Source organism: Vallitalea sp., from assembly GCF_025211055.1.
Lineage (GTDB): Bacteria > Bacillota > Clostridia > Lachnospirales > Vallitaleaceae > Vallitalea.
On record NZ_JAOARO010000038.1, the window covers coordinates 20475 to 46775 of the forward strand.

Below are 26301 nucleotides of genomic sequence, written 5' to 3' on the forward strand. Positions count from 1 at the left end.
AGGTTAGGAGATATGTATGATAGAAGAGATATTAAAAGAAAATGTTGATAAACGTATAGAGAGTAACTATGATATCACTAAAGAAATATTAGTTAAAAAGAGACAAAATAACAAATTCTATCACATTGTATATGTGATGAGTAATACTACCATATGTGGAGCTGCTAAGATTATCTTTGAACATGCAAATAGATTGATGAGGTTGGGTAATAAAGTAACTATTGTAGCATATTTTCCAAAACCTAATTGGTTCAATATTGAATGTAATTACATTCAAGTACCATTTACTACCAAATTATCAATGTGCATACCATTTTGTGATCTGATAGTTGCGACCTATTATACTCATATAGGTGATTGTGTAAGAACTAATATAGCACCAGTTATATATTTTGAGCAAGGTGATTATCATCTTTTTCATTTTGATAGATTACTTGATAAATATAAAGAGTTCATCAAACTGCAGTTTTCACTTGCTAACAGCATAATAACAGTTTCCAATGAAGCTGCTAAACTTATTAAAAAAAATTATAGTATGGATTCACATGTAATCTATAATGCCATAGATAATAATACATTTCATAAAAATACTTTGGAAGAAGTCAATAAGGAAAGAGAAAAGTATATATTGATTATGGGTTCTGATAAGCTTAATTTTAAAGGAATACAGGATGTTGTGACTGCATGTAGAATTGTAAAAACAAGTATCCCAGAGATGAGAGTATATTGGATAACTCCAGTAATACCTTCAACTTATAATGAAGATATTATAACAAAAGTATTCATATCACCTAGTCAAAAAGAAATAGCAAGATTATATCAAAATGCAGAGATGTTTATTAGTGGATCCCACTATGAATCTTTTTCATTACCAGTATTAGAAGCAATGTCTTGTGGATGTCCAGTGATAACTACTGATAGTATAGGAATTAGAGATTATGTAGTTAATTATTATAATGCTTTAGTAACAAAGGTAAAAGATTCATATGAAATGGCTCAAAAAATTATGGAACTAATTAATAATGATTCTCTAAGAAAGATATTGATTGAAAATGGACTAAAGACAGTAAGAAAATTCAATTGGAATTCAATAATAAATGAGCTAAATAATCATTATAATTATATTAATATGTATCAAGTTAAGAATATAAATAGTATAGAAGATTGGACAATAAAATTTCAAGATATAGATTTTGAAAACGAAGAGGAGTATTTGAAGTTCATTAGTATATTGCATACTACCCAAAGAGATAAAGTATATGTGCCTGTAATATATAAAGTAATCAATGAATTCAACATAGCAAGATGGGAGTTGGCTGCATATAGATATGTTAAGTGTAATGATAAAGAGTATTGTTATACTAAGGTAAATGGAGATATTGAATCTATAGAAGATGAAAAAATTAAAAATTTATATATAATACTACAGGCTAGTAAATATAATGAAGCTATAAAATATCTTAGAAATAGATTATCAATAGAGGATAATAGTGTATATAATAAGTGGTTAGTATACGGTTTATTAAAAACAAATAAGCTTGATGAAGCTATACAATTAATAAATAAGGAGTTAAATAAAAAAGAAAAATATTCGGATTTTTATTTCTTATATTTATTAGTTCTATGCAAACAAAAACATATAGAAAAAGTTAGTGAAATCTTCAAAGAAATAAATGTATTAGGTGAAGGTATCGTATATGAAGAGTTTATTATAGATATAATATCTAAGGCTGAAGAGATAAAAAGTTATATAAAAAATAATGGTAGAAATATTATAAAGGAGGGTAATATATCAAAAATGGAAGAAATGTACGATTATGCTATGAGACTTTTCAATAATAGATTATACGATGAAGCAATTAACAGTTTTATTGAATTCATTAATGAATATAATGATGATAAGGAAAAAATAATCGAAGCATATAGAAAAATATATTTATGTTACTATTATAAACAAATGTATGATGAAAGCAGGTTGTATTGTTACTTGACATTTAAATATACATTACCTAGAGCAGAAGAATGCTGTTTTATAGGATTTACATACTTAAAAGAAAAAAATTATGATAAGGCTATATTTTGGTATGAGTTAGCAACTAGTTTAAAGCCGCCTAGAAATAATGAATTCATAATTGACAAAGATTCTTGGACTTGGAAACCCTATGTACAATTATGTGTATGCTATTATCAACAAGGTGATGCAAAAAAAGCTTTTAAATATAATGAAATAGCTAAAAGTCTTAATCCCTATGAAGAAAGTATATTACAAAATATAGAATTTTTTAAAAAGCTTGGATATAAGTCTAATGATTTATTATAAAACTATTAGTGAGGGGAGCTATAATTGAACAAAGAAAAGTTGAAATTACCTAATGAACAAATATTAGTAACAGGTTGTGCTGGTTTCATAGGATTTCATTTGTCAGAATATCTATTGAAGGAAAACATAGAAGTAATAGGTGTTGATAATATCAATGATTATTATGATATTAATTTGAAATATTCAAGACTTGATATTCTGAAGAAATATAATAATTTTAAATTATATAAAGTATCATTAGAAGATGAAAAAGAAATTAATAATATTTTTGTAGATAATAATATTATGTATGTAGTTAATTTGGCAGCACAAGCAGGAGTAAGATACAGTTTGAAAAATCCAAAAGCTTATATAGATTCTAATATAGTTGGATTCTTAAGTATATTGGAAGCGTGTAAAAATCATGATATCAGACATCTAGTATATGCATCTTCAAGTTCAGTTTATGGTGGTAATAAGCAAGTCCCTTTTTCAACTAACCATAATGTAGACCATCCAGTAAGTCTGTATGCGGCCACTAAAAAAGCTAATGAGCTAATGGCACATACTTATAGCCATTTATATAATCTACCTACAACAGGACTTAGATTTTTTACTGTGTATGGACCATGGGGAAGACCTGATATGGCACTGTTTTTATTTACTGATGCCATTCTTAAGGATAAGCCAATCAATGTTTTCAATTATGGTAAGATGGTAAGAGATTTTACTTATGTAGATGATATTGTAGAAGGTATTGTTAAGTTATTAAATCATATTCCAAAAAGAGACAAAGAATGGAATGATAAGAATAATGAGTGTAGTAAAAGTTTTGCTCCATATAAGGTATATAACATTGGTAATAACTGTCCAGTAGAATTAGAGTATTTCATATCAGTTTTAGAAGATAAATTAGGAAAATCTGCAATTAAAAACTATCTTCCCATGCAGTCAGGTGATGTGCCAAAAACATATGCAGACATTAGTGACCTAAAAAAGGATATTGGTTTTAAACCCAAGACTGATATTGAAGACGGTATCACTGAGTTTGTTGATTGGTATAGGGATTATTATAATAGATAACTATGAAAAGCGAAAAAGGACTGCTACAGGCAGTCCATGATTATTATTATCATAAACCCTACATATCAGCAAGATTTTTATAGTATTCCCTCTTTTTGTAATGTATAAATCATTTTTTTTGCTCTATGCTTATAAGTATGTTCACTAACAGCCTTATTGCCATTTTCTTTTATTTTTTCTCTAAGTTCTGGATGCTTTGAATAGAAATCAACATAATCTAGTGTTTCCCTCTCACAAGAAGATACAATCAAATCTTTATCAGGAGTAAATAATTCGCATAACTTGCTGTTATAAGAAGTTATTAAGAATCCTCTGGAACCAAGTATTTCATAGGTTCTCATTGTTATTGATTCATCATGATAATTTTGGAGACCTATTATCATGTTAGAGCATCTATAAACATTATTAGCTTGTAGATAGTTTAGGTGGCCATGGATATTGTTAGAGTTTATTGTTGTTCCTAGATAAGGTTCCATTTTATCCCAATATTTTCCCCAGAAGTCAACTGGGATATCATTTTGTATTAGTGGTTTAATTAATATGTTAAGAGATTTATGTCTATAATGATTTTCATCCCAGGAGAGGACATTAGGATAAGCATTAGCCACAACCGCTATATTTTTTTTACACCATTTTTCACATGTAACAGGTTGATGAATACATGGTTGATATGCAAAAGGTAAATGGGCTGCACCAATTCTAAGAGATTTATATATAGGGATACAAGATGGCGAAATTGTAAATATATATTTGGGATTGGTCTTTTTTATTAAAGGAATAGAAAACTCATTAATAAATGTCGGGTCTTCAGTAGCCCAATATACTAGAGGAATCTTATATTTGTCACAGGTTACTCCTATTAGTTTTAGATTAGAGTCAGTATGCTCTACAGTCCATCCCATTAGAATAATTAGATCTGGTTGGAATTTATTAATAAGTCTATATACTTTTTCTTCATTTATTGATCCAGAGACTAGAATTTTGTGTCCTGCATCACGAAAACCCAGTGGAAGTCCAAATACAAAACGGTCATCTTTTTCAAAAAACAATACTTTCATAAAAACTCCTTATTTTTAAGTTATATAATAACAGTATTACAGTTATTAATGAAATAGAACATTATACATTTATATTTAAGAGATAAATTCGTAAAATGAAATGGGTAAGTTTTATATGAATTATTAAATATAACTTACCCATTAGTTATTAATTTGTTTTCTTAAGTTATTTTGGTTTATTCCTTAATGGGTACCCGATATGGTTAAGTCATCTCGGGATGATTTCCATGCTGAATATACACTAATTACTGAATAAGGTATATCTGACGATGGTATTGGGTATTCACGATAATTACTGGTTCCTACCTTTCCAATCTTTATGGGATTGTTTGTATGGGCATATTGTAATGTATAGACATTACCCACTGATTCTATATTTGCTGCCATGAGGATTAGACCATCTTTAGAATGCAATTTCCTTATATTTTCATTTTTTAACATATCACCATGTTTTACTGCTACTGCAGATGATGGTAGTCCAAGTGTAAAATGCCATCGTTGAGCTTGTAGTCCATAAAATAACGATGATACCTTCCTTCCTGGATTCTTATCCATTCCTTTTGTTTGATCAGTTCCTATGAATGTCCTATTTCTGCCTTTTAGAAAAATGACTTGTCCATTTCCTAATTGATTGCTAATTGCTGATGGAGTTACTAGAGGTTTAGTATTGCCATTACTATCTGTATAGCCATATTTCGCAGCTACACGTCTTGTTAACTCTCCTTCCTCTTGTGAATAATTTCTTCTGATCTTTTCTTCGTCCCAATTATAAACATACTTATAGGGATATAGCATACTTGTATCTGCTCCTGATCTAGCTGCGTCAAATATATTAAAGGGTTTATACGCACCACTTACATTAATATAAATATCTAGAGGTGTAATATAATCTGGATCTGAGGGGTTTTTTGTCATATCCAAATAGTAATAGTAGGGCATTATCTGAACATCCGTATAATAGTTGCCTATTGTTTGTACATCTGCTAATAATTTGTATCCAATGGTAAGTGGTTTATCTTTTAATAACTCTATATTATTATCGCTAGGTGAAAGAGGGAAGTAGATAGGCTTCCAACTTGTATTGGGCTTATTGTGTTGTCTCCATAAGTACTCACTTGGTTTATTAAGATGTTCAAGTAACCCATAAGTATTAAGAAAATGATTACTATCATCTGCTTTATCACCCCTTATATCCATATAACTTCCAACTACATTATTCTGTTTCATTATATCTACTTTTTTAATTACTTGATTAACATACCAATCAGCATCTGTATACCAACTAGACAATGGTTCTTTGAATAGGTTAGAATATCTGAAGTCTTGTGTATCTTCTATGACGAGATTGCCAATTCTTCCTACAACATCAATATTATATTTTCTAAGTGCACTGTGTAAAGCTCCTTTATTGTAATATCTTACTTTATTAGTTGGATATTTATTATTATCTATATCACCATTATTAGCTATTACCTTAAATGTTACTAATGAACTTATTTCTTCGTTATTAGCAAGAGGACAATAGAAATTGTACTTACTACCGCCTACGGGGAGTGATATTTCTTCCCATTTTTCATACATCTTACCGTTATAGATGACATTGAATCCGAAGGTTACACTTTTTTTGGCAATCCATTCGCTTGTATCCATATCATTGACAAAACCTTTACCTCTTGTTTTGGTTGTCTTACCAATCCCTAATTGACCATTACCATAAAAGTCTCCTGTACTTGGAAAATATATTTGGAATGGGTAGTCTAAGTTTATAAAATTTCCAGGGCTAACGTTTTCATTTTGACCTGATCCTTCATCATAAATAATTACTGGCTTATTAGCAGAGATTGTATCACTTATTTCTTTGTAGCATTCTGGATAATGTCCTCCTTCATGGTGTGGTTCTGTACAATTTAATGTTTTTACTGTGATATACTGAGGTTCTGATGAAATAATCTTAGGAGTAGTTATTTTTATCTTACCGTAACCACTATTAATTCCTGATGATGTGGTACCATTGGATACACCACCAATATACCCTGAACCACCAGCCCCTGCTTGTTCTGTATCCGTGCGACCTCCGTAATAACCACCACCGCCACCGCCACCGCTATCTGACGATGAACAATTCTCACCTCTACCTAGTTGATAACCTGATGTTTGTGTCCCTGGTGAATTATTAGAACCTCCAAATGTTCCCGACATACCTCCGCCATGTCCGCCTTCTTCGCTATCTTCTCCAGCACCACCGCCGCCGCCTGCGACAATAATTCTTGAAAATAGGGAGGTACTAGTTCTTATATCTGTAGCTCCACCGCCTCCAGAACCACATTCATCTGAACGACCATATTGGGAACCACTACCACCACCATTATATCCTCCGTATGCATAACCATCTCTTGGATAACCATCAGAACCTTTTCCACCTACATATAGGTATAACATATCTCCTTTTCTTAGATATTTTTCTCCATAGGAATAACCGCCTTTACCACCATAGCCTCTATCATCACTATAGCTTGTACCTCCTGCTGCGCCCCATGTTTCAAGTTTATAGATACCATCACAAGGTGCTGTAAAAGTCTGCTGTCTTCCAATATAGTTATAAGTATATGTGGTAGCCTCTTGGGGTTGTACATAATTAGGGTTAATTACTCTTGTTGTTGTATAACAACTTGGTGTATGTTCATGTCCACCTGTATATTTACAGTCTAAAACCCATTCTACTTCTTCTAAATCCTCTTGACAATTACCCCCAATATTTTTGGTTGATGGTGTTCTTTGATCTCTTGCTTTTGGGAGTGGTATGACTATGGCATTTTCTGCTGATACTGGATTATGTATAACAATATCGTTAACTTTGGTATGGTTATCAGAATAGGTTGTTTTGAATTCTTGTCCATTCATACCATATTTACTATTTCTTGATTTACTATATGCTGTGCTTCCACTACCACGTGATAATCTTAATTCATAAAATATGCTTGAGTGTCCTGTTATATATTCTCCATTAGGTATTTCATCCATTATATCAAGTGAGGTATTTATTAAGCGTAATTCAGTGGATGGTCTTGAGGGCCTGTTTTTACCAAATGGGTTACTATCAAATATAGTTGATACTCTTGTACGATTACCGCTTCCTTTATATTTTTCATTTGGTCGATAATATTTACCATTATATGAACCAATATTGATATGATCTTCACTCCACTTAGAAGCTGATAGGGGATTATTATCCCACATTTCTTCTTTACTTGTCTTAGGTACCTCTAGTAAATCCGTTGTTTTCATTGTAGGCGAAGGGTCTGACTGAAAGTATATGACAGACTGATCTCCTGATGATGTTTGTAGTATTAAGAAGTCTGAAATAGCAATGGCATTGTTTGGTAGATTTCTTCTATAGTTAAACTGTTTTTGCTCATTAACTGGTCCAGAGTCTTTACTATTACTACATTTATTATCTGAATCTCCTTCAGTCCACGTTACAAAATCATGTTGATCTGTTTCAAGAGAATATCTTAAGCGATGATTTCTACTTGTATCATTACTTGCTATGTTCCAGAATATGTTTGGATTACCTTTCTTAATTGTAGCTATTACTTCATCTGTACCGATAATCTCTCTCATACCATCAACTTTTGACTGTTTAATCTCCCATACATTCACTTTTTTGATTTTCATATAATCAAACGTTATATTTTGACTCCATGTATCACTATAACCGCCAACTCTATGGTTACAACATGGACCACAGCCTGTATGGCTAGAAAGACCAGACCAGACCTGCTGATATTCGGTATGAGATTTTTCTGATTGTGTTTTAGTAGCCTTTCTCGTTACAACTTTTTTACTTTTAACACTGGTATTTTCTGCATGTACTGTTCCATCGTATCCTGTTATGGTTCTTGGTGTAGGAGGTCCAGGATTAGATTTGGACCATCCTCCTGTTTTACGGGGAAGATTACAGTTATGTAAAGGACCTATATGATTATCTCTATTTTCACACCAAACTTCATTATATTTTGATAAATACCTTCTTGTTGCTGTTCCGTTAGGAACATACTCAACTTCAATATCAACTATAAATTCTGACCCTCCTGATGCATAGTAGAGATTTCGTGTTGTAGGTGTTCCTGCCATTGCTTCAAATTGTTCATGATAGACATCACCTTGTTTGATTTCTGACCAATAACTTGGTGAAGACACATACCCATCTGTTTCAGGTTTCCTATAGAATGATGCTACATCTGCGGATCCACTAAGGGGAATTGTTTTATCATGTACTTTCACACTTATATCTGCATCATATTCAAATTCTATGGTTTCTCCACCAGCTATTGGATATTGGGTAAGATCATCAGTATAATATAGTTTTTCACCACTGAGGTAGTTAAGTAATTGTCTAGCACTAATATTATATGTATAATTTGCTTGAGGCTGAATAATGGCTCCGCTTTTATCTCTTTTTAAGTTTACAGTGAGTTGTACAGGGCTATTACCAACAAAAACTTTCCAGTTTTCTAAACTTTTAGCACCTTGGGTGAGGTTGATAGTTATATTCGCCATTTGCTCAATTTTTTCGCCTTCAACCTGCTGACTATCTGGTTCAGCTTTTAATTGGTGAGTTCCTGTTACTTGGACGGGTACGTAGTAGAAGATTACATTTGCCTCTTTAAAGGAACCTTCTTCTATTTGGTTGAATTTTTTTGCTTGATACTTATTTTTACCTGTTATTGTTATGAATTCATCTGTTTTTGTTTCAATTGTGCCATTATCTTTCTGTATAGTACATGAATGGTATTTATATCCTGGAAATACTTTTTTTGAATATGTTTGAGACATGCCATGTTCCAAAGAATCTTTTTTTTCCTTTTCATTAGGCATCATTACATCATTTCCGCGTATATCTTTTGTCATATGACGGATAATTACATTTGATATAAATGAGGGAAATTCTAGTTGCTTATTATAATCATCCTTAAAATCATCTGGATGAAGCCAACCTCTTGCATACTTTATTCCACCATGCCACTTTGCAGGTTTGAATTTTCCATTAATAAGTGTTTCTTCTCCCTCACATGAATAATAGACCTCATCTTTTGCATTTGCTTTTTCTCCTCGCTTATTAAGATGTCCTAGATAATTCTCATCATTTCCTTTGACAAGTTTAATTGTATATACGGGGTCTAAATACACCTTACCTCCATCTATTAAAAGTTGATTTGCCCAGCCAGGGTTATTTTCTTCTTCTTCTTTTAATCTCTTAGTAATCATTTTATATGATATATAGAATGTAGTCCTAATTCGTTTAGGGCTACCTCCTATATTTTCACTTTTATTACTTGATTTATCATCTGGATCTAATTTCAGAACAACAGATTTTTTTCTACTATGTGAGGTTTTATCTTGGTCAAACATTTGCCAGCCAATAGTTGAATATCTGGTACCTGTTGTTGCTTTTATACCTACTGTTGTAAACTTCAAATTGCCATATTCATCAAATCGTATTTTTTCTCCATCTTCTGCATGACTAGTTATAAAGAATGTATTTAATATGACTACGAATATTAATAATATACCTAATATCTTTTTCAATCTACTTCACTTCCTTGATTGGTGTTATAAAGTGTTCATCAGAAATAAGTCTTTCTGCTGTTTCCCATTTCTCCTTAGACTTTCGTGCTAAATTTGCTATTTCGACATCCACTACACAAGTATATTTCTTACCAAGTTCAACATTTCCATATCTAGTATAATTTTTTAACCATTTCATATCATTACAACTCTCAATGATATAATTCATTCTTCCTCTTATCATGGTATCTCCATTAGTATATATGCAAGTTTCATCTGTTATGAATTCCGTATGTATAGCTATCTGTTTTTTTGTTATCATATCAGCCCAGTAATTTATATGTTCTTCATTATCCCTTTCTATACGGTCATCAGCGATCCAAGAAGAACTTTCTAAAAAGAACCATTTTAATTTTTCCACGTACTCTCCTTTATTATAGGTTCTATAATCCACATTATAGAATGTTTCCATATAATTTTTTCCAGTTTCAACAAATTCTATTACCTTGTCCTCGCTATAGCGATCGACGAGCCACTCATGGTTTTCAATGCGTTTTGTAAAATTATTTTCTTGGTATGGATACTCCTGTAATTGTTGTATAATTTCCTCATTAGTCATTCCTTCCAAATCTACGGTATCACGCTTTAGAGTTATAATAACTGTATAATTAGTGTTATCCCACTCTACATTTGCCCCCATTGCTTCACTAACAAATCTTACAGGAACATAAGTTCTAGAATCTTTCAATATAGCTTGAGTGTCCATGACTTGTACTTGATCATCAACAGTTATTTCTTTCTTATTAATAACTAATTTAATAACTTTATTATCGTATGTTATAGTTGCTTGTTGAAGGTCACCATCCCAGATAACTTGACCACCCAATGCTTCACTGATGAATCTTATTGGAACAAGAGTTCTATTGTTAGCATCTATGAATGGTTGAGCATCTGGGAAATCTACAGTTTCTCCCTCTACTGTTACCGTTACATAAGTTTCTGCTGTTACTGTTGATACCATCATTGCTGTCATCATCATTACTACTGCTACCATTAAATTTACTACTTTTTTCATTATAATTCTCCTCCTCATTATTGGTTTTGATATTATGATTTAAGTGTATTAAAAATTAGGTCTATTAAGTAATAATATTGCGATATATAATTATATGTTTTATTTTAAAATATTAACAAAATAATGTCAATATATAATATTTTTTGCATAATAATTATAACTTTAATAATATACTGCAAAAATTAATGATATTAATTATATTTTATGAAAAAGTTGGATTTAGTACTAATTGTATTTGCATCATACACTATTCTAAAATATCCAATCAAATGATATAGAGATAAGTTGAATTAATTAAATATATTTTAATTACTCTAAAAAAAGGTTGCGTTAGATAGGCAGTAGTGTATAATGATTAGTAAGGTATTAGTGCAGTTTTACTATGGAAAATTAAAGATAAATAAGATTATGTTAAGATGGTTATAATCTAGAAGTGAAAAATTTTTTATAGAAATTTGTATCTAATGAAAGTCTGATTTGCATTATTCAATAAGTAATTATAGAGGAGATTTGAGGTATCCTATGAAATATGTTCAATTATTATATAATCCAATGTCTGGAAACCTAGATTTTCCAGCTTACCTAGATTTATTTATATCAATATTCCAAGATGTAGGCTATGAAACTAGAATACATAGAACTAGAAGCAAAGATGATATGGCTGATTACTTAACAAGTCAGGATCTAAATAATTGTTGTGCAATAATTGTAGCTGGAGGGGATGGTTCAGTCAACCAAGTGGTAAACTGTATAATGAAAAACCATATTGATATACCTTTAGGTGTAATTCCAGCAGGAACTGCCAACGATTTTGCATCTCATCTTAAGATGCCTTTCAGATATGGTGAATGTATTGAAACTCTTGCTAAGATGAATGTTAAAAATGTAGACGTGGGTAAGGTAAATGATAAATACTTTATCAATGTCTGTTGTGGAGGATTATTTACAAATATATCTCAAAATATGGATTTAGAATTAAAGAATACATTAGGAAAGCTTGGATATTATATAAAGGGTGTTCAGCAACTACCTAGATTTCGAAAGATTCGCTACAAGATTACTAGAAAAGATGAAGTATTAGATGATTATTTTTATCTGTTCTTGGTATTGAATGGGAAAAGTGCTGGAGGATTCAATAAATTAGGGGTAGATGCACAGATTGATGATGGTAAAATGGATTTTATTGGAATCAAAGCATGTACAATTAATGAAGTTGCAGTTTTATTTGGTAAAATATTAATTGGAGAGCATCTTCAAGATAGGAACATAGTATTTTTCCAAGATAACAAAATAGATATAGAGTGTGTAGAAGGTGTTAAAATGTTTAAAGAGTCAGATATTGATGGAGAAACAGGTCCAGAGTATCCACTTCATATAGAAGTTAAAAAAAGAGCTTTGAAAGTTATATGTAACTTATAAAAAAGAAATATTACGGAGGTAGTTATGATTAAATTAGAATTAGAAGAATTTGTTGAAGAAATAAAAGCCGAGATGTATGGCTATGAGGAAATAGAAGAAGCTATGATAAATGATTGGGAAGATAGATTCAGAGCTTGGGTAGCAAAAGTACAAGATAAAAAGATTAAAAATGATAGAATTAAGTTTGGACCTAATTCTATCAAAGTAGAGTTAAAAGATGAGACAGATATATTTAAAATAGTTGATAAATTTCTAGTTGCTGTAACCCATAACGAAATAGATAAATACTTTATTGATTGGAGGTTATAATTATTTGTTTTTGTTATTATGTACGTCTTCTGGCTTAGCCTTATCTAGGGCTTTTTCTATTGCGCCAAGAAGTAGTGAGGACGTATATTTAGTATCTGTTTTAATGCTTAGGTTTTCAAAACTGGTATCATTAACAAGTTGAATTTCAAGGTCATTTAATGTTGGTACTAGAGCAGGATTAAGTGTAGCAATAGCATTGTCTAGGTTGGTTAGATTAATTGAGTTAATATGATTTTTATCAACCACAACTTCAACATTTACTGGTTGATTTTCAATTACAATGGATGATGTATATACTCCAGGAACATAAGTAGCCATTACAGGTGTTTTAGTATCATTTTTATTACCTAACATGTAGATAAGTAATAATATTAAACATATTCCAACTATTACAAATAGTACAGTATATATTATTTGTTTTAGTTGTAGAACGATAATTTTGGTTGATCTCATAATTGCCTCCTTATACAAATAGTCCGATTAATATATTTTATTTAAGATAGGACTAAAATATGAAGGTTATGCAAAATTATTTTATATAATTTTTAGAAATCCATAAGCTGTATGTTTGATTTAATATGGAAGGAGAAATTTAATCACTAAAGTTTACCTGCTTAAACAATGAAAGGATGAAAAGATATATGGCAAAACAAAGTAGAGTTTTTAAACTATCTAAATTAGTTGTGTTAATAATGATTGTAGTATTAATGATTGTATCATGTAAAATGATAGATTCAGATGAAAATAGTACAGGGTTAGACAATAATGAACAACAAATAGTTAATAATGATAAAAATGATGAAATAAAAGATGATAATGAAAAAAATGATAAAATAAAAGATGAAAGTGATAATACTGAAATTAAAGATGAAGAGGAAGTAAAGAAACCAGTAGAGATTGATTATCAAGCAGTTAAACCTAATGAATTAGGACATATAATGGTTATTATGTATCATGGTATTATAGATTTACCACCTTATCATGTAACTGAAGAACAATTTCTTGAGCAGTTACAGTACATGTATGACCATAAATATAGACCTATATCTGTTAGAGACTATATAGATAATAATATTAATATTGAAGCTGGATATACACCTATAGTATTTACTTTTGATGATGGACTCAGTTCAACTTTTTCATTAATTGAAAAAGATGGAAACCTAGTTCCTAAGCCTGGTACGGCTATTGAAATACTAGAAAGATTTTCTGAATCACATCCAGGATTTGATAGTAAAGCTGGTTTGTATATAAATGGTCAAAAAATATTTGAAGGTGCTGGAACAGTTGAGGAAAGAATCAAATGGTTAGTAGATAATGGTTATGACGTAGGTAATCATACAGTATCCCATGATAAAACACAAATGTTAAGTAAATTAGATTCTAGACAGATAATGAAAAACATCGGTATAGTTGATCAGATCATCAAGAATGCTGTTCCAGGTTATAAAGTTGATTCATTAGCATATACATTTGGAAATAGACCAGTAAAAGCCTTGCGTAATCTAGTATTAGATGGTGAATACAATAATATTAAATATAATTACTCTGTAGCTTTTAAAGAAGGAGCAAGTGCGCTATATTACCCACCACTACATATAAAGTTTGATCCATTGAATGTAGCTAGAGCTAGAGGGTCAAAAGGAGAAATTCAAGATATGGGATGGTTCTTTGACTATTATGAACAACATCCAGAAAAAAAATATATCTCTGATGGAAACCCACATAGAATTTCCATATTAGAGAAAGATGAGGATAGCGTGAACAAAGATAAATTAGGACAAAAAGAGCTTTACTTATATAAATTAAATCAATAATATAAATGACCTAATCAACATATGATTGGGTCATTTTTTCTTAACATATAGTAATTAATCTGTTAAAATAATTATGCATGAAAAAAATATTTCAATAAATATAGATATGTAGTTAGGGGGATAAATATGTCATTACAATATATACTAGGATGTGCTGGAGCAGGAAAAACATATTGTTGCTATGATAAGATAATAAAAGAATCCATGAAAAATATTGATAAGCCCCTTATTATGATAGTCCCTGAACAATTTACTCTAGAAACTCAAAAGGATATTGTTAAACTTCATCCTTCGTCTGGTATCATGCAAATAGAGATTTTAAGTTTTCAAAGATTAGCTTACCGTATACTTGATGAGATAGGTGGAGCCAACAAAACTTTGCTTGGTAATACAGGTAAAGGTATGGTTATTAGAAAAGTCATTGAGGAGAATAAGGAGAAACTAAGATTATTCTATAAGAATTCAGGTAAACCAGGATTTATTAAAGAATTGAAAAGTGTTATAACAGAACTCTATCAATATGATATATCATCACAAGACCTAACAAAATCATTAGAGGAATTAAGCAATAAACCATTACTACAAACTAAGATAAATGATTTACAGATTGTTTATGATGGATTCAAAGAGTTTATCAAGAAAGAATATATTACTAATGAAGATACATTAGATATATTAAGTGAGTCGATAAGAGATTCCAATCTATTAGAGAACGCTACAGTTTGGATAGATGGATTCTATGGATTTACACCAATACAATATAAAGTATTAAATGAGATATTAAAGAAATCTAGAGAAACTTATCTTACTCTTACGATAGATAGCATAAACAAATTAGATGATCTATCTGATGAATCAGAATTATTTTATGAAACCAAGAAAACAATCTACAAACTTAATAATCTAGCGAAAGAAAGTAAAGTAAAAGTATTAAAACATATATTACTTGATAATAAATACAATAGATATAAAAATAAAGCATTAGAGCATCTGGAAAGAAATATTTTTAGATACCCGTATAAGATATATAATGAAGGAAAAAGTGATATTTATATACATACAGCACCTAATATCAGAAAAGAAGTAATTAATCTATCTGATAATATAATCTATCTAATAAAAGAAAACAACTATAGATATAGAGAGATAGCAGTGGTAACTGGTGATTTAGATGGATATGAAAAGATTATATCAAGGAGTTTTAAGGAGTATGATATACCATTTTTCATAGACAAGAAGAAAGATATTCTATCTAATCCATTTGTAGAATTTATTAGAGCAGCTATTTCAATAATTAATAAAGGATATACCTATGAAACTATATTTAGATATCTTAAAACCAGTTTAACAGGGATATCTATAGAGGATATAGATATCATTGAAAATTATGTACTGGCTTATGGGATACAAGGTAGAAAACAATGGGAACAGGATTTTGAATATCCATACATAAATAATAGATTTAATGATGAATATGCATATGAACAATTACAAAGAATAAATGTGACTAGGGAAAAAATAGTAAATCCACTATTAGAATTTGGTAGAAACATAGGGCATAAAAAGGTTAAAGTTAAAAATATAACTCAGGATTTATATAATCTTATAGTGACCTTGAATGTGGAAGAAAAAATATATAATAGAAGTGAAAAATTCAGGTTGGATGATGAGTTATTGTTAGAAAAAGAATATAAGGCTATCTATAAAATTATAATGGAGTTATTGGACAATATAGTAGATATACTAGGTGACAAAGAGATTACACTTAATGAATACAGTGTTATATTAGAATCAGGTTTAGAACAATGCGAGATGGGACTTGTCCCGCCAGGACTTGACCAAGTTGTAGTGGGTGATTTGGAGAGATCCAGATTAAGGGAAATAAAAGCACTATTTATAATAGGACTTAATGAAGGCAAGATACCTAAGATATCAGTTAAAGCTAATATTTTATCTGACTCAGACAAAGATAAATTGATGGAAAAAGGTGTAGAACTTGCTCCAAGTACCAAGAAAAAAGTATTTGAAGAGCAATTCTTAATATATACTGGGTTAACAAAACCCTCTAATAAGCTGTATCTTAGCTATGCCAGAACAGATATAGATGGTAAATCAATGCGACCATCCATACTTATAAGTAGAATTAAAAAAATATTCAGAAATCTAGAAGTTATTGACATAGAATTACAAAAGGATGAATATAGAATATATCTACAAAAACCTACTTTTAGAATTATGCTTAACAAATTACGTAATTATAATAATATTGGGCTTACTGATTATTGGAAAGACATATATAGTTGGTACTATAGTAATAAAACTTGGAGACATTCAGTTAAATCAGCTGTGGGCGGTTTGTATCATATTAATTCAGAAGAATTTTTGCCAGAAGAATTAGTCACAAGTATCTATACAGATACACTTATTAATAGTGTTTCTAGATTGGAAGAATTTGCAAAATGTCCTTTTGCTCACTTCTTGGATTATGGATTAAACGTATCAGAAAGAGTAGTTAGAGAAATATCTATGCCTGATATTGGAATATTGTTTCATAGGTCCATAGATGAATTTTCTAAGAAGCTAAGTAAACGGGAATTGGAATGGAACCTAATTGAAGATAATGTAAGGGATAGATTAGTAGAAGAAACCGTTATTCAAATTGCTGATAAATATTGCAATAGTATATTTTACAGTACAGGACGAAATACTTACCTAATCAATAGACTTACAAGAATAACCAAAAGAGCTATTTGGGCGCTTCAATATCATATCAAAAAAGGAGAATTTAAGCCTACTGATTATGAAGTAGCATTTGACCCTGATAAAGGGGACCTTGAATCTCTGAAAATTGATTTTGATGACGAAAAAACTATGAAATTAAAAGGTAGAATTGATAGAGTTGATAGATATGAGACAGATGATACTATTTATGTAAAAGTAATAGATTATAAATCAGGTAATAAACAATTTGACATCACTGCTCTTTATTATGGATTACAATTACAATTGTTAGTATATCTTAATGCTGTAACAGAATTAGAGGATAAAAAAACAACTAAAAAAATAGTACCAGCAGGTGTTTTTTATTATCATATCGATGACCCTATAATAAAAACGGAATCAGACCTTAATAAAGATGAATTGGAAAAACAAATTATTAAAAGTTTGAAGATGAATGGACTTGTTCTAGAAGACGTTGATATTATCAACAAGATGGATAAAGATATTGACAATTACTCAGATATAATACCAGTACAGATAACGAAAAAAGGTACTATCGGCAAGAGATCTTCAGTTGCTTCTAAGGAACAATTTGATATATTAATGGATTTTGTGAAGGACAAGACAGAGGAGATTGGTAGAGAAATCATGAAAGGGAATATCCTAATCCATCCATTTAAAAATAGCAAGGACGATGCTTGTGAATATTGTAAATATTCATCTATTTGCCAGTTTGATAGTTCTATGAGTTGTAATGAATATAGAATATTGCATAATATGGGTAAAAATGAGGCATGGGAAAAAATAGATAAAAATAGATAAAAGTTGAGTTTCTTAAAAAATTTTGATATCATATAAGTTAGGTTTGTCAGAGGAAGTATAAGAGGTTATAGAAAAGAGGTGCGGTGATGGAAGCTATCATCAATAAAATAATTTCTATTGAAAATAAAGCTAGGGAGGTATTGGACACAGCAAAAGAGGAAAAAGAAAATAAACATAAAGAAATGTTAGATAGGGTAGAAGAATTAAAAGATAAGATAGTAAATGATGCAAATAGAAAAGTCAAACAACTAAGGCAAAGAGAACTAGATGAAGCTTTGGCTGAAGCAGATGAGTATATTAAAAAAGCAAAAGAAAGACTAGAAAAAATGAAGCTCTATGGAGAGGAAAAAAGAAAAATATGGAGTGATGAGCTTGTAAAAGCAGTTCTAGAGAGGTGAGTATATGCTAGCAACGTTCAAGTACAGTCATCTTTCTACTAAGATTAGAGCAATGAAAGGTAAAATGCTTACAAAAGATGACTATGAGCAACTACTTCTACGTAACAGTGTACTAGAAGTTGCGATATATCTAAAAAACAATACTTATTATAACGACTTTTTACAAGAATTAAATGAGAACAATGTTCATAGAGGTCAAGTTGAAACGCTTTTGTATAAATCGATTATCAGTGAAGCTCTTAAGATAGGTAGATATCTCAAAGGAAATGAAAAATCTGTTTTTAGATATATTTATCGTAGACAAGAGATAGAAGACTTGAAGAAAATGCTTAGAATATTACAAATGGGTGGCGATATACACCAAATTGATAGAAGATTATTTTTTATTAATAAATATAGTGTTATTGATTTTAATAAGTTGTTTGCTGCTAAGGATATTAGAACTTTTGTTAATGGGCTGAAGGAAACTAATTTTTATGAGATTCTAAATCCGTTGATAAAAGATGAAAATCATATAGACCTTTTTTCGGCAGAAATGGCACTGGACATGTATTATTATAAAAAACTTATCGCACAACCTGAATTAGTAAGTGGTACAGATAAAAAGATTGCTAACCTTATTATAGGTTTGGAGGCAGACTTACGTAATATCATGTGGGTATATAGAGGAAAACATTATTATAATATATCCAAAGAGATATTATACAGGTATCATATACCCTATCGGTATAAGTTGAGGCAGAAAGATTTGAGATTACTTATTAATTCTAATAGTGTAGATGAAATAATGGAAATATTGAAAAAAACTCCCTATAATGACATACTATCTTCAGATGAACATTATTGGGAAAAGGAATTCTACGAGTATATACTTAATATCCATGATAAAAACATAAGTATGTATCCATTCTCTATAGCACCCATTATTGGATATATGTTCGCTAAAGAGGTTGAGATAATGAATATAACAACTATTATCGAAGGCATAAGATATAACGTTGATTCAAACAAGATTAAGAAATTTTTAATCGGTTTTTGAAAAATAGGGAGGAGGCGATTTCATGTCAATTGAAAAAATGTTTTTTGTAAATGTGGCTGGACCAATTAAAGCTCTGGATTATTTTGTAATAAAAAATGTTTTACCATATGATGTACAGTTGGTGAATGCAATTTCAATACTAGATTCAGTTAAAGGATTATACCCATTTTCTATACAAAATCCCTATGATAATGTGATTAAGAAATTAGGTAAATTATGTGAGAATCTTGACATCAAATTAGAGCAGATTGATATTGATGACAAACAAATTAATTGTGCTCTTGATGTAGAACCTGTAATAGAAGATTTGAGTGATGAATTATCAGAACTTATGAAGCAAAAAGAAGATATAAATAATAAGATAACAATAAATAAGAGAATCAGAAAACAGATTATTCCGATTCAAAACGTAGATATTGAGATCAATAAACTATTTGAATTTGAGTTTATGAAATTCAGGTTCGGCAAAATGCCAAAAGATAGTTTTAAGAAACTAAATGACTATGTGGAAGATCTGGAAGTAATAGTATTCAAAGTATTTGAAGAAGATGACCATGTATTCTTACTATACTTCATGCCTAAGATAGTACAAGAAAGTATTGATAGTCTCTTTGCATCACTATACTTCGAAAGAATAAGGATATCTGGTGAAGTAAAAGGACATCCAAAAGAAGTAATTAAGAGAATAGAGGATACTTTGGTCAAGTTATCAAATCAAGAAAAAGAAATTGATAAGAAGATAGATAACTTCTACAAAGAAAATTATGATAAGATTGCTGATATTTATAATATCATCAACCAGTTAGATCAAGTATTTGATGTTAGAAGACATGTAGTTCATTCAAAGGATGCGTTTTATCTTACTGGGTGGGTTCCACAGAGTCAACTAGATGATTTTATGAAAAAGATCAAAGAAGATGAGGATATAACGTGTATTGTTGAAGAGGATGAAGCTGTCAAGAAGACAAAACCACCAACAAAACTAAGAAATAATAAATTCTTTAAACCATTTGAGTCATTAGTCAAGATGTATGGTACACCATCTTACAATGAACTTGATCCAACACCTTTTGTAGCTATAACATACTTGTTAATGGTTGGTATGATGTTTGGAGATATGGGACAGGGCTTTGTTATAGCATTATTAGGTTATTATGTTTATAAGAAGAAGGGAAACTCCTTAGGGAAAATAGGTATATATGCAGGAATAGCTTCAGCGATATTCGGTCTCTTCTATGGTTCCGTATTTGGTAATGAAGAGCTTCTAAGAGAGATATTTGGATTTATACCAATGATTAATCCTATGGAAAATAAACAATTAGTATTGATTATTGCTGTTGGATTTGGTGTTTTATTATTAATTTTGGCAATGGTTCTAAACATATGGAACGCAGTTAAAAAGAAAAAGATGGGACAGTTGCTTTTTGATAGGAATGGAATAACAGGTTTGATTTTCTATCTTGCACTTATTTATTTGATTCTGTCAAAAGTATTGAGAAGTGACTATAGAATTGCTACATGGCAGATTTTATTATTAATTGTGGTTCCATTAATATTGATCTTTTTATCACATCCTTTAGGAAACTTGATAGAAAAAAAGAAACATATATTACCAGAAGATAAAGGCGGTTATTTTATTGAAGCTATATTTGAACTTATTGAAACATTACTTGCAATATTAAGTAATACCATATCATTTATAAGAGTTGGTGCTTTTGCACTTAACCATGTTGGTTTCTTCTTAGCTTTCCACATGATGGCAGATATGGTAGGCGGTACAGGAAGTATATTTGTAATGATTTTCGGTAATATCTTGATTATCTGTCTGGAAGGTTTGATAGTAGGTATTCAAGGATTAAGGCTAGAATACTACGAATTATTTAGTAGATTCTTTAGTGGTGAAGGCATAAGCTTTAATCCATTCAAAATAAAGGATAAACAAGCAACTTAATATATACTTGTAATGTTTTACATAGATATTGGTTGCAAAGAGTTATATAGATAAAATTATATAAATAGAATAAAGCTGCATATTAATAGGTAAAATGTGGCTTATTGGAAATAAAGGAGGAAAATATAATGGATATAGTAATGAGTTTAGCACTTATATTAGTGATTGTTACAGTGGGAACTGGAGTATATGCAATAAAAAGAGGTATTGATGGAAGTAAAGCCAAGACGATTTTAGGTATAAATGTTTTGAGTTTCTTTGGGATTTTAATAGTTGCTACTGTTGTTTTGTTAACAGGCGGAACCACAGCTTTAGCAGCAGAAACTACTGAAAAGGTAGCTGCTAGTGCAGAAGGTATGAGATATATTGCAGCAGCATTATCTACTGGTTTGGCTGCTATTGGTTCAGGAATTGCAGTTGCTGTATCTGGTTCAGCAGCTATAGGTGCTATTAGTGAGGATTCAAAATTATTAGGTAAAACAGTTATCTTTGTTGGTCTTGCGGAAGGTATTGCTATCTATGGACTTATTATATCTATATTAATTTTAGGTTAAAAAGTAAACGGAGGTAGATTAGCTATGAAAATGTACCTTATAAGTGATAACATTGATACGAAAACAGGTATGAGATTAGCAGGTGTTGAAGGTGTAGTTGTCCACGAAATAGAAGAAATAAGAAGTGCCCTTGATGAAGCTCTAAAAGATAGGGATATAGGTATAATATTAATCACAGAAAAATTAGGAAAATTAATTGGAGATAAAATAAAAGATATAAAACTTAATTATCACACACCTTTAATTGTTGAGATTCCTGATAGACATGGTACTGGAAGAACACCTGATTCAATTACAAAATATGTCAGAGAAGCGATTGGGTTAAAGATATAATAATAACAAGATATTTGTTTTCGATACTGTTTAAAAAGGAAGAAGGGTAATTATGCGAATTGTTGAAGAAAAGATAGATAAGTTTGCTCATGATATCATGACAGATGTAAGTAATCAAAGAAAAGAAATAATTGAGCAAACCCAAAAAGAACTTGAAGCAATATATGAAGAAAAAGAGCTTGCATATCTATCCAAAGCTTATGAAATAATTCAAAGTGGATTAAAAAGTATAAAAACAGAAAAAAATGAAATAATATCCAAATCTATTATGGATAGTAAAAGAGAGATATTAAAAGCTAGAGAAGAAATCATAAAAGGTACTTTTAGGGATGCTCAAAAGGAATTAGAAGCATTTACACAGAAAAAGGAGTATCAAGAGTATCTTATAAATATGATAAAAGAAGATATAGCTAAAATAGGAGAGGGAGAAATACTGATTTATATTGCCCATACCGATGAAAAATATCTTAATAGGCTTAATAAAGAATTTGATAATAAGATTGTTCTTGAAGACAAGAATAAAAAAATGATTGGTGGATGTAAGATATTTAATAAGACTAAAAATATATACTTAGATGATTCATTTTACAGTAAGTTATACGAGCAAAAAGAAACATTTTTGCATAATTGTAATCTTGAAATCGAGTAAAGAAGGTGGCAAATTGAACAAAGATGATATGATTGTTGGTGTAAATGGACCTGTTGTAACCGTAAGAGGCAGCAGTAAATTTAAGATGTTAGAAATGGTTTTAGTTGGAAATGCTAAGTTGATAGGTGAAGTCATCAGTATAGAGAATGAAGATATCATTGTACAGGTCTATGAATCAACTACTGGGATTAAAGTAGGAGAACCTGTAATATCAACAGGTGAACCCTTGTCACTTCAATTAGGACCTGGTATTATAGGCACCGTTTTTGACGGTATTCAACGTCCTCTTAAGAAGATGGAAGAGGTTTCTGGCTCTTTTATAAGCAAAGGACTAGATATAGAGTCTCTTAACACTGATAAAGAATGGGTAGTTGAAGTTGTTGTAAAAAAAGGTGATAGCATTAAAGGCGGAGATGTTATAGCTGAGATTAAGGAAACGGATCTGGTTATACATAAAGTTATGATGCACCCATATATGTCTGGAGTAGTAGAATATGTAGCTCCTAATGGAAGATACAAAGTCCATGACACTATTGTTAAGATTAAGACAGATCAAGATGAGATAAAAGAATTAGATTTGATACAAAAATGGCCAGTAAGAATGGCAAGACCTTTTAAAAACAGGAGAAGACTAACAATACCTCTTGTAACAGGACAAAGAGTTATTGATACGTTATTCCCAATTGCAAAAGGTGGTACAGCCTCTATTCCAGGTGGATTCGGTACTGGAAAGACAATGACTCAACATCAACTTGCAAAATGGAGTGATGCTGATATTATTGTATATATTGGTTGTGGAGAAAGAGGAAATGAAATAACAGAGGTTTTAGAAGATTTTCCAAAGCTGATAGACCCAAAATCAGGTAAGTCACTTATGGATAGAACTATATTGATAGCTAATACTTCCAACATGCCCGTTGCGGCAAGAGAAGCTTCCATATATACAGGAATAACTCTAGCTGAATACTATAGAGATATGGGTTATCATGTAGCCATAATGGCGGATTCAACCTCTAGATGGGCTGAGGCACTTAGAGAAATATCAGGGAGACTTGAGGAAATGCCAGCAGAAGAAGGTTTCCCAGCTTACTTACCATCAAGATTATCACAATTCTATGAGAGAGCAGGATACGTGGACAATCTTAATGATAGTGAAGGGTCAGTAAGTATAATCGGTGCTGTTTCACCACAAGGGGGAGATTTCTCAGAACCTGTTACCCAGAATACTAAGAGGTTTGTTAGATGTTTCTGGGCTCTTGACAGACAATTAGCTTATTCGAGACATTACCCAGCTATACACTGGTTGAATAGTTATAGCGAATATATAGATGACTTGGAAAATTGGTATGAAACTAAAGTAGCTGATGATTTCTTTGAATTAAGAACTAAGATAGTGAGTTTACTTCAAGCGGAAAGCAAATTGATGGAAATTGTTAAATTAATCGGAGCGGATATCTTACCTGAAGATCAAAAATTAACTCTTGAGATATCAAAAGTGATTAGATTAGGATTCTTACAGCAGAATGCATTTAATGATATTGATACTTATGTACCTATGAAAAAACAATATAGAATGATGGAAATCATTCTATACTTACAAGACAAATCAAAAGAATTGGTTAATGGGGGCATACCAATGTCCCAGCTTAGAAAAACAGGTATATATGATGAAATGATTAAGATGAAATATAATGTAAGTAATAACAATCTAAAAGAATTTGATTTACTAAAAGAAAAAGTTGATAATTTCTATGATGAAGTAAAGGAAAGTTATAAGAGTTTCGAAAGGAAGAAGCTATGAGTATAGAATATTTAGGATTAAAACAAGTAACTGGTTCCCTTGTAGTTCTTAGGGGTGTAAAAGATGTATCGTATGAAGAAATGGTTGACATAAAACTTGAAAATGGAGAAGAGCGAGTAGGTAGGGTCATAGAAATAAAAGATGATATAGCTGTTATTCAAGTTTTTGAAGGAACTACAGGTATGTCAAGTGCTAATACAAGGACAAGTTTCAGAGGGAAACCTCTTGAAATACCTTTATCAAAAGAAATATTAGGTAGAACATTAGATGGACTTGGAAGACCCATTGATGGATTAGGTGATATAATACCTGATGTTAGTAGAGATATTAATGGAAGTCCTATTAATCCAATTTCAAGAGAATATCCAAGAAACTATATTCAAACAGGTATTTCAGCAATAGATGGTCTTACTACTCTAATAAGAGGTCAGAAATTACCTGTATTCTCAGGAAATGGTCTGCCACATGATGCTCTAGCTGTTCAGATAGTTAAGCAAGCTAGACTTACAGGTAATGATGATGAAAATAATTTTGCAGTTGTTTTTGGAGCAATGGGAGTAAAGAATGATGTTGCTGAGTATTTTAGAAGAAGTTTTGAAGAAAGTGGTGTATTACAGAAAGTTGTAATGTTTCTTAATCGTGCTAATGACCCAGTTGTAGAAAGAATAGTTACTCCAAGATGTGCTTTAACAACTGCCGAGTATTTGGCATTTGAACATAATATGCATGTACTTGTCATACTCACTGATATGACTTCTTACTGTGAAGCACTTAGAGAAATATCTTCATCCAAAGGAGAGATTCCTAGTAGAAAAGGTTTCCCAGGTTATATGTACAGTGATCTTGCTTCTTTGTATGAAAGAGCAGGAATGTTAAGAGATAGGACAGGTTCTATCACTCAGATTCCTATATTAACTATGCCTAATGATGATATAACCCATCCAATACCTGACTTAACTGGATATATTACAGAGGGACAGATTGTTCTTGATAGATCTCTACATCAAAAAGGAATCTATCCACCAATAATAGTAATCCCTTCATTATCTAGACTTATGAAGGACGGTATAGGTGAAGGATTTACTAGAGAAGATCACCCTCAGATAGCCAATCAATTATTTGCCTCTTATGCTCATGTTCAAGAAGTAAAAGCTTTGGCATCAGTAATTGGAGAAGATGAGTTATCTGATATAGATAAAAAATATATGGAATTTGGTAAGGTATTCGAAGAATTATTTGTATCACAGGCTAGAGATGAGAACCGTTTCATGAATGCAACTCTTGATCTAGGTTGGAGATTACTTGGTATATTGCCAAGACAAGAGCTTGATAGAGTTGATGAAGAAGTATTGGATAAATATTATAAACCTTATTATGAGGAAGCGAATTAGATTACTCATATTAG

General features: G+C 30.8%; 18 protein-coding genes. 14 read left to right on the forward strand and 4 right to left on the reverse strand.

Annotation, left to right across the window (positions count from 1 at the left end):
- Nucleotides 1-16 precede the first annotated feature (16 nt).
- Nucleotides 17-2320: a glycosyltransferase gene (locus N4A55_RS05155; protein ID WP_293754436.1), complete on the forward strand. Its 2304-nt coding sequence runs from the start codon at nucleotides 17-19 to the stop codon at nucleotides 2318-2320.
- A 24-nt stretch (nucleotides 2321-2344) separates the two neighbouring features.
- Nucleotides 2345-3382, forward strand: a complete 1038-nt coding sequence (locus tag N4A55_RS05160) for an NAD-dependent epimerase (protein WP_293754437.1) — start codon at nucleotides 2345-2347, stop codon at nucleotides 3380-3382.
- 77 nt (nucleotides 3383-3459) lie between these two features.
- Here N4A55_RS05160 and N4A55_RS05165 read toward each other — a convergent pair whose 3' ends face one another.
- From N4A55_RS05165 to N4A55_RS05175, 3 genes are all read right to left on the reverse strand, one after another.
- Nucleotides 3460-4440 carry a CgeB family protein gene (locus N4A55_RS05165; protein WP_293754438.1) on the reverse strand — a complete coding sequence of 327 codons (981 nt, stop codon included), beginning with the start codon at nucleotides 4438-4440 and terminating at the stop codon, nucleotides 3460-3462.
- Between the two features lie 183 nt (nucleotides 4441-4623).
- Entirely contained in the window at nucleotides 4624-10029 is a 5406-nt protein-coding gene (locus N4A55_RS05170; protein WP_293754439.1) for a glycine rich domain-containing protein, read from the reverse strand.
- A gap of 1 nt (nucleotide 10030) precedes the next feature.
- The gene (locus N4A55_RS05175; RefSeq protein WP_293754440.1) at nucleotides 10031-11083 is read right to left on the reverse strand and encodes a copper amine oxidase N-terminal domain-containing protein; all 1053 of its coding nucleotides are present in this window, start codon (nucleotides 11081-11083) and stop codon (nucleotides 10031-10033) included.
- Between the two features lie 522 nt (nucleotides 11084-11605).
- Here N4A55_RS05175 and N4A55_RS05180 point away from each other — a divergent pair.
- Both N4A55_RS05180 and N4A55_RS05185 read left to right on the forward strand, forming a co-directional pair.
- Entirely contained in the window at nucleotides 11606-12502 is an 897-nt protein-coding gene (locus N4A55_RS05180) for a YegS/Rv2252/BmrU family lipid kinase (protein ID WP_293754441.1), read from the forward strand.
- Between the two features lie 24 nt (nucleotides 12503-12526).
- Nucleotides 12527-12811, forward strand: coding sequence for a hypothetical protein (locus N4A55_RS05185; RefSeq protein WP_293754442.1), 285 nt, complete (start codon nucleotides 12527-12529; stop codon nucleotides 12809-12811).
- On the opposite strand, the gene N4A55_RS05190 is transcribed toward N4A55_RS05185, so the two are convergent.
- Nucleotides 12812-13264, reverse strand: coding sequence for a hypothetical protein (locus tag N4A55_RS05190; RefSeq protein ID WP_293754443.1), 453 nt, complete (start codon nucleotides 13262-13264; stop codon nucleotides 12812-12814). It lies immediately after the preceding gene.
- Between the two features lie 188 nt (nucleotides 13265-13452).
- Between N4A55_RS05190 and N4A55_RS05195 the strand changes: the two genes are divergently transcribed.
- From N4A55_RS05195 to N4A55_RS05240, 10 genes are all read left to right on the forward strand, one after another.
- Nucleotides 13453-14628: a polysaccharide deacetylase family protein gene (locus tag N4A55_RS05195; protein ID WP_293754444.1), complete on the forward strand. Its 1176-nt coding sequence runs from the start codon at nucleotides 13453-13455 to the stop codon at nucleotides 14626-14628.
- A 126-nt stretch (nucleotides 14629-14754) separates the two neighbouring features.
- Nucleotides 14755-18171: a helicase-exonuclease AddAB subunit AddB gene (gene addB, locus N4A55_RS05200; RefSeq protein WP_293754445.1), complete on the forward strand. Its 3417-nt coding sequence runs from the start codon at nucleotides 14755-14757 to the stop codon at nucleotides 18169-18171.
- 86 nt (nucleotides 18172-18257) lie between these two features.
- Nucleotides 18258-18569: a hypothetical protein gene (locus N4A55_RS05205; RefSeq protein WP_293754446.1), complete on the forward strand. Its 312-nt coding sequence runs from the start codon at nucleotides 18258-18260 to the stop codon at nucleotides 18567-18569.
- 4 nt (nucleotides 18570-18573) lie between these two features.
- Entirely contained in the window at nucleotides 18574-19608 is a 1035-nt protein-coding gene (locus tag N4A55_RS05210) for a V-type ATPase subunit (RefSeq protein WP_293754447.1), read from the forward strand.
- A gap of 22 nt (nucleotides 19609-19630) precedes the next feature.
- Nucleotides 19631-21559 (forward strand): V-type ATP synthase subunit I, encoded by a 1929-nt coding sequence (locus tag N4A55_RS05215; protein ID WP_293754448.1) that lies wholly within the window; start codon nucleotides 19631-19633, stop codon nucleotides 21557-21559.
- A gap of 128 nt (nucleotides 21560-21687) precedes the next feature.
- Nucleotides 21688-22113 (forward strand): ATP synthase subunit C, encoded by a 426-nt coding sequence (locus N4A55_RS05220; RefSeq protein WP_293754449.1) that lies wholly within the window; start codon nucleotides 21688-21690, stop codon nucleotides 22111-22113.
- A gap of 24 nt (nucleotides 22114-22137) precedes the next feature.
- Complete coding sequence (locus N4A55_RS05225) at nucleotides 22138-22446, forward strand: V-type ATP synthase subunit F (protein WP_293754450.1); 309 nt, start codon at nucleotides 22138-22140, stop codon at nucleotides 22444-22446.
- A 52-nt stretch (nucleotides 22447-22498) separates the two neighbouring features.
- Nucleotides 22499-23095 carry a V-type ATP synthase subunit E gene (locus tag N4A55_RS05230; protein WP_293754451.1) on the forward strand — a complete coding sequence of 199 codons (597 nt, stop codon included), beginning with the start codon at nucleotides 22499-22501 and terminating at the stop codon, nucleotides 23093-23095.
- Between the two features lie 13 nt (nucleotides 23096-23108).
- Entirely contained in the window at nucleotides 23109-24896 is a 1788-nt protein-coding gene (locus tag N4A55_RS05235; RefSeq protein WP_330666321.1) for a V-type ATP synthase subunit A, read from the forward strand.
- Entirely contained in the window at nucleotides 24893-26287 is a 1395-nt protein-coding gene (locus tag N4A55_RS05240; RefSeq protein WP_293754452.1) for a V-type ATP synthase subunit B, read from the forward strand. Before N4A55_RS05235 ends, N4A55_RS05240 begins: the two co-directional genes overlap by 4 nt.
- Nucleotides 26288-26301: the final 14 nt, after the last annotated feature.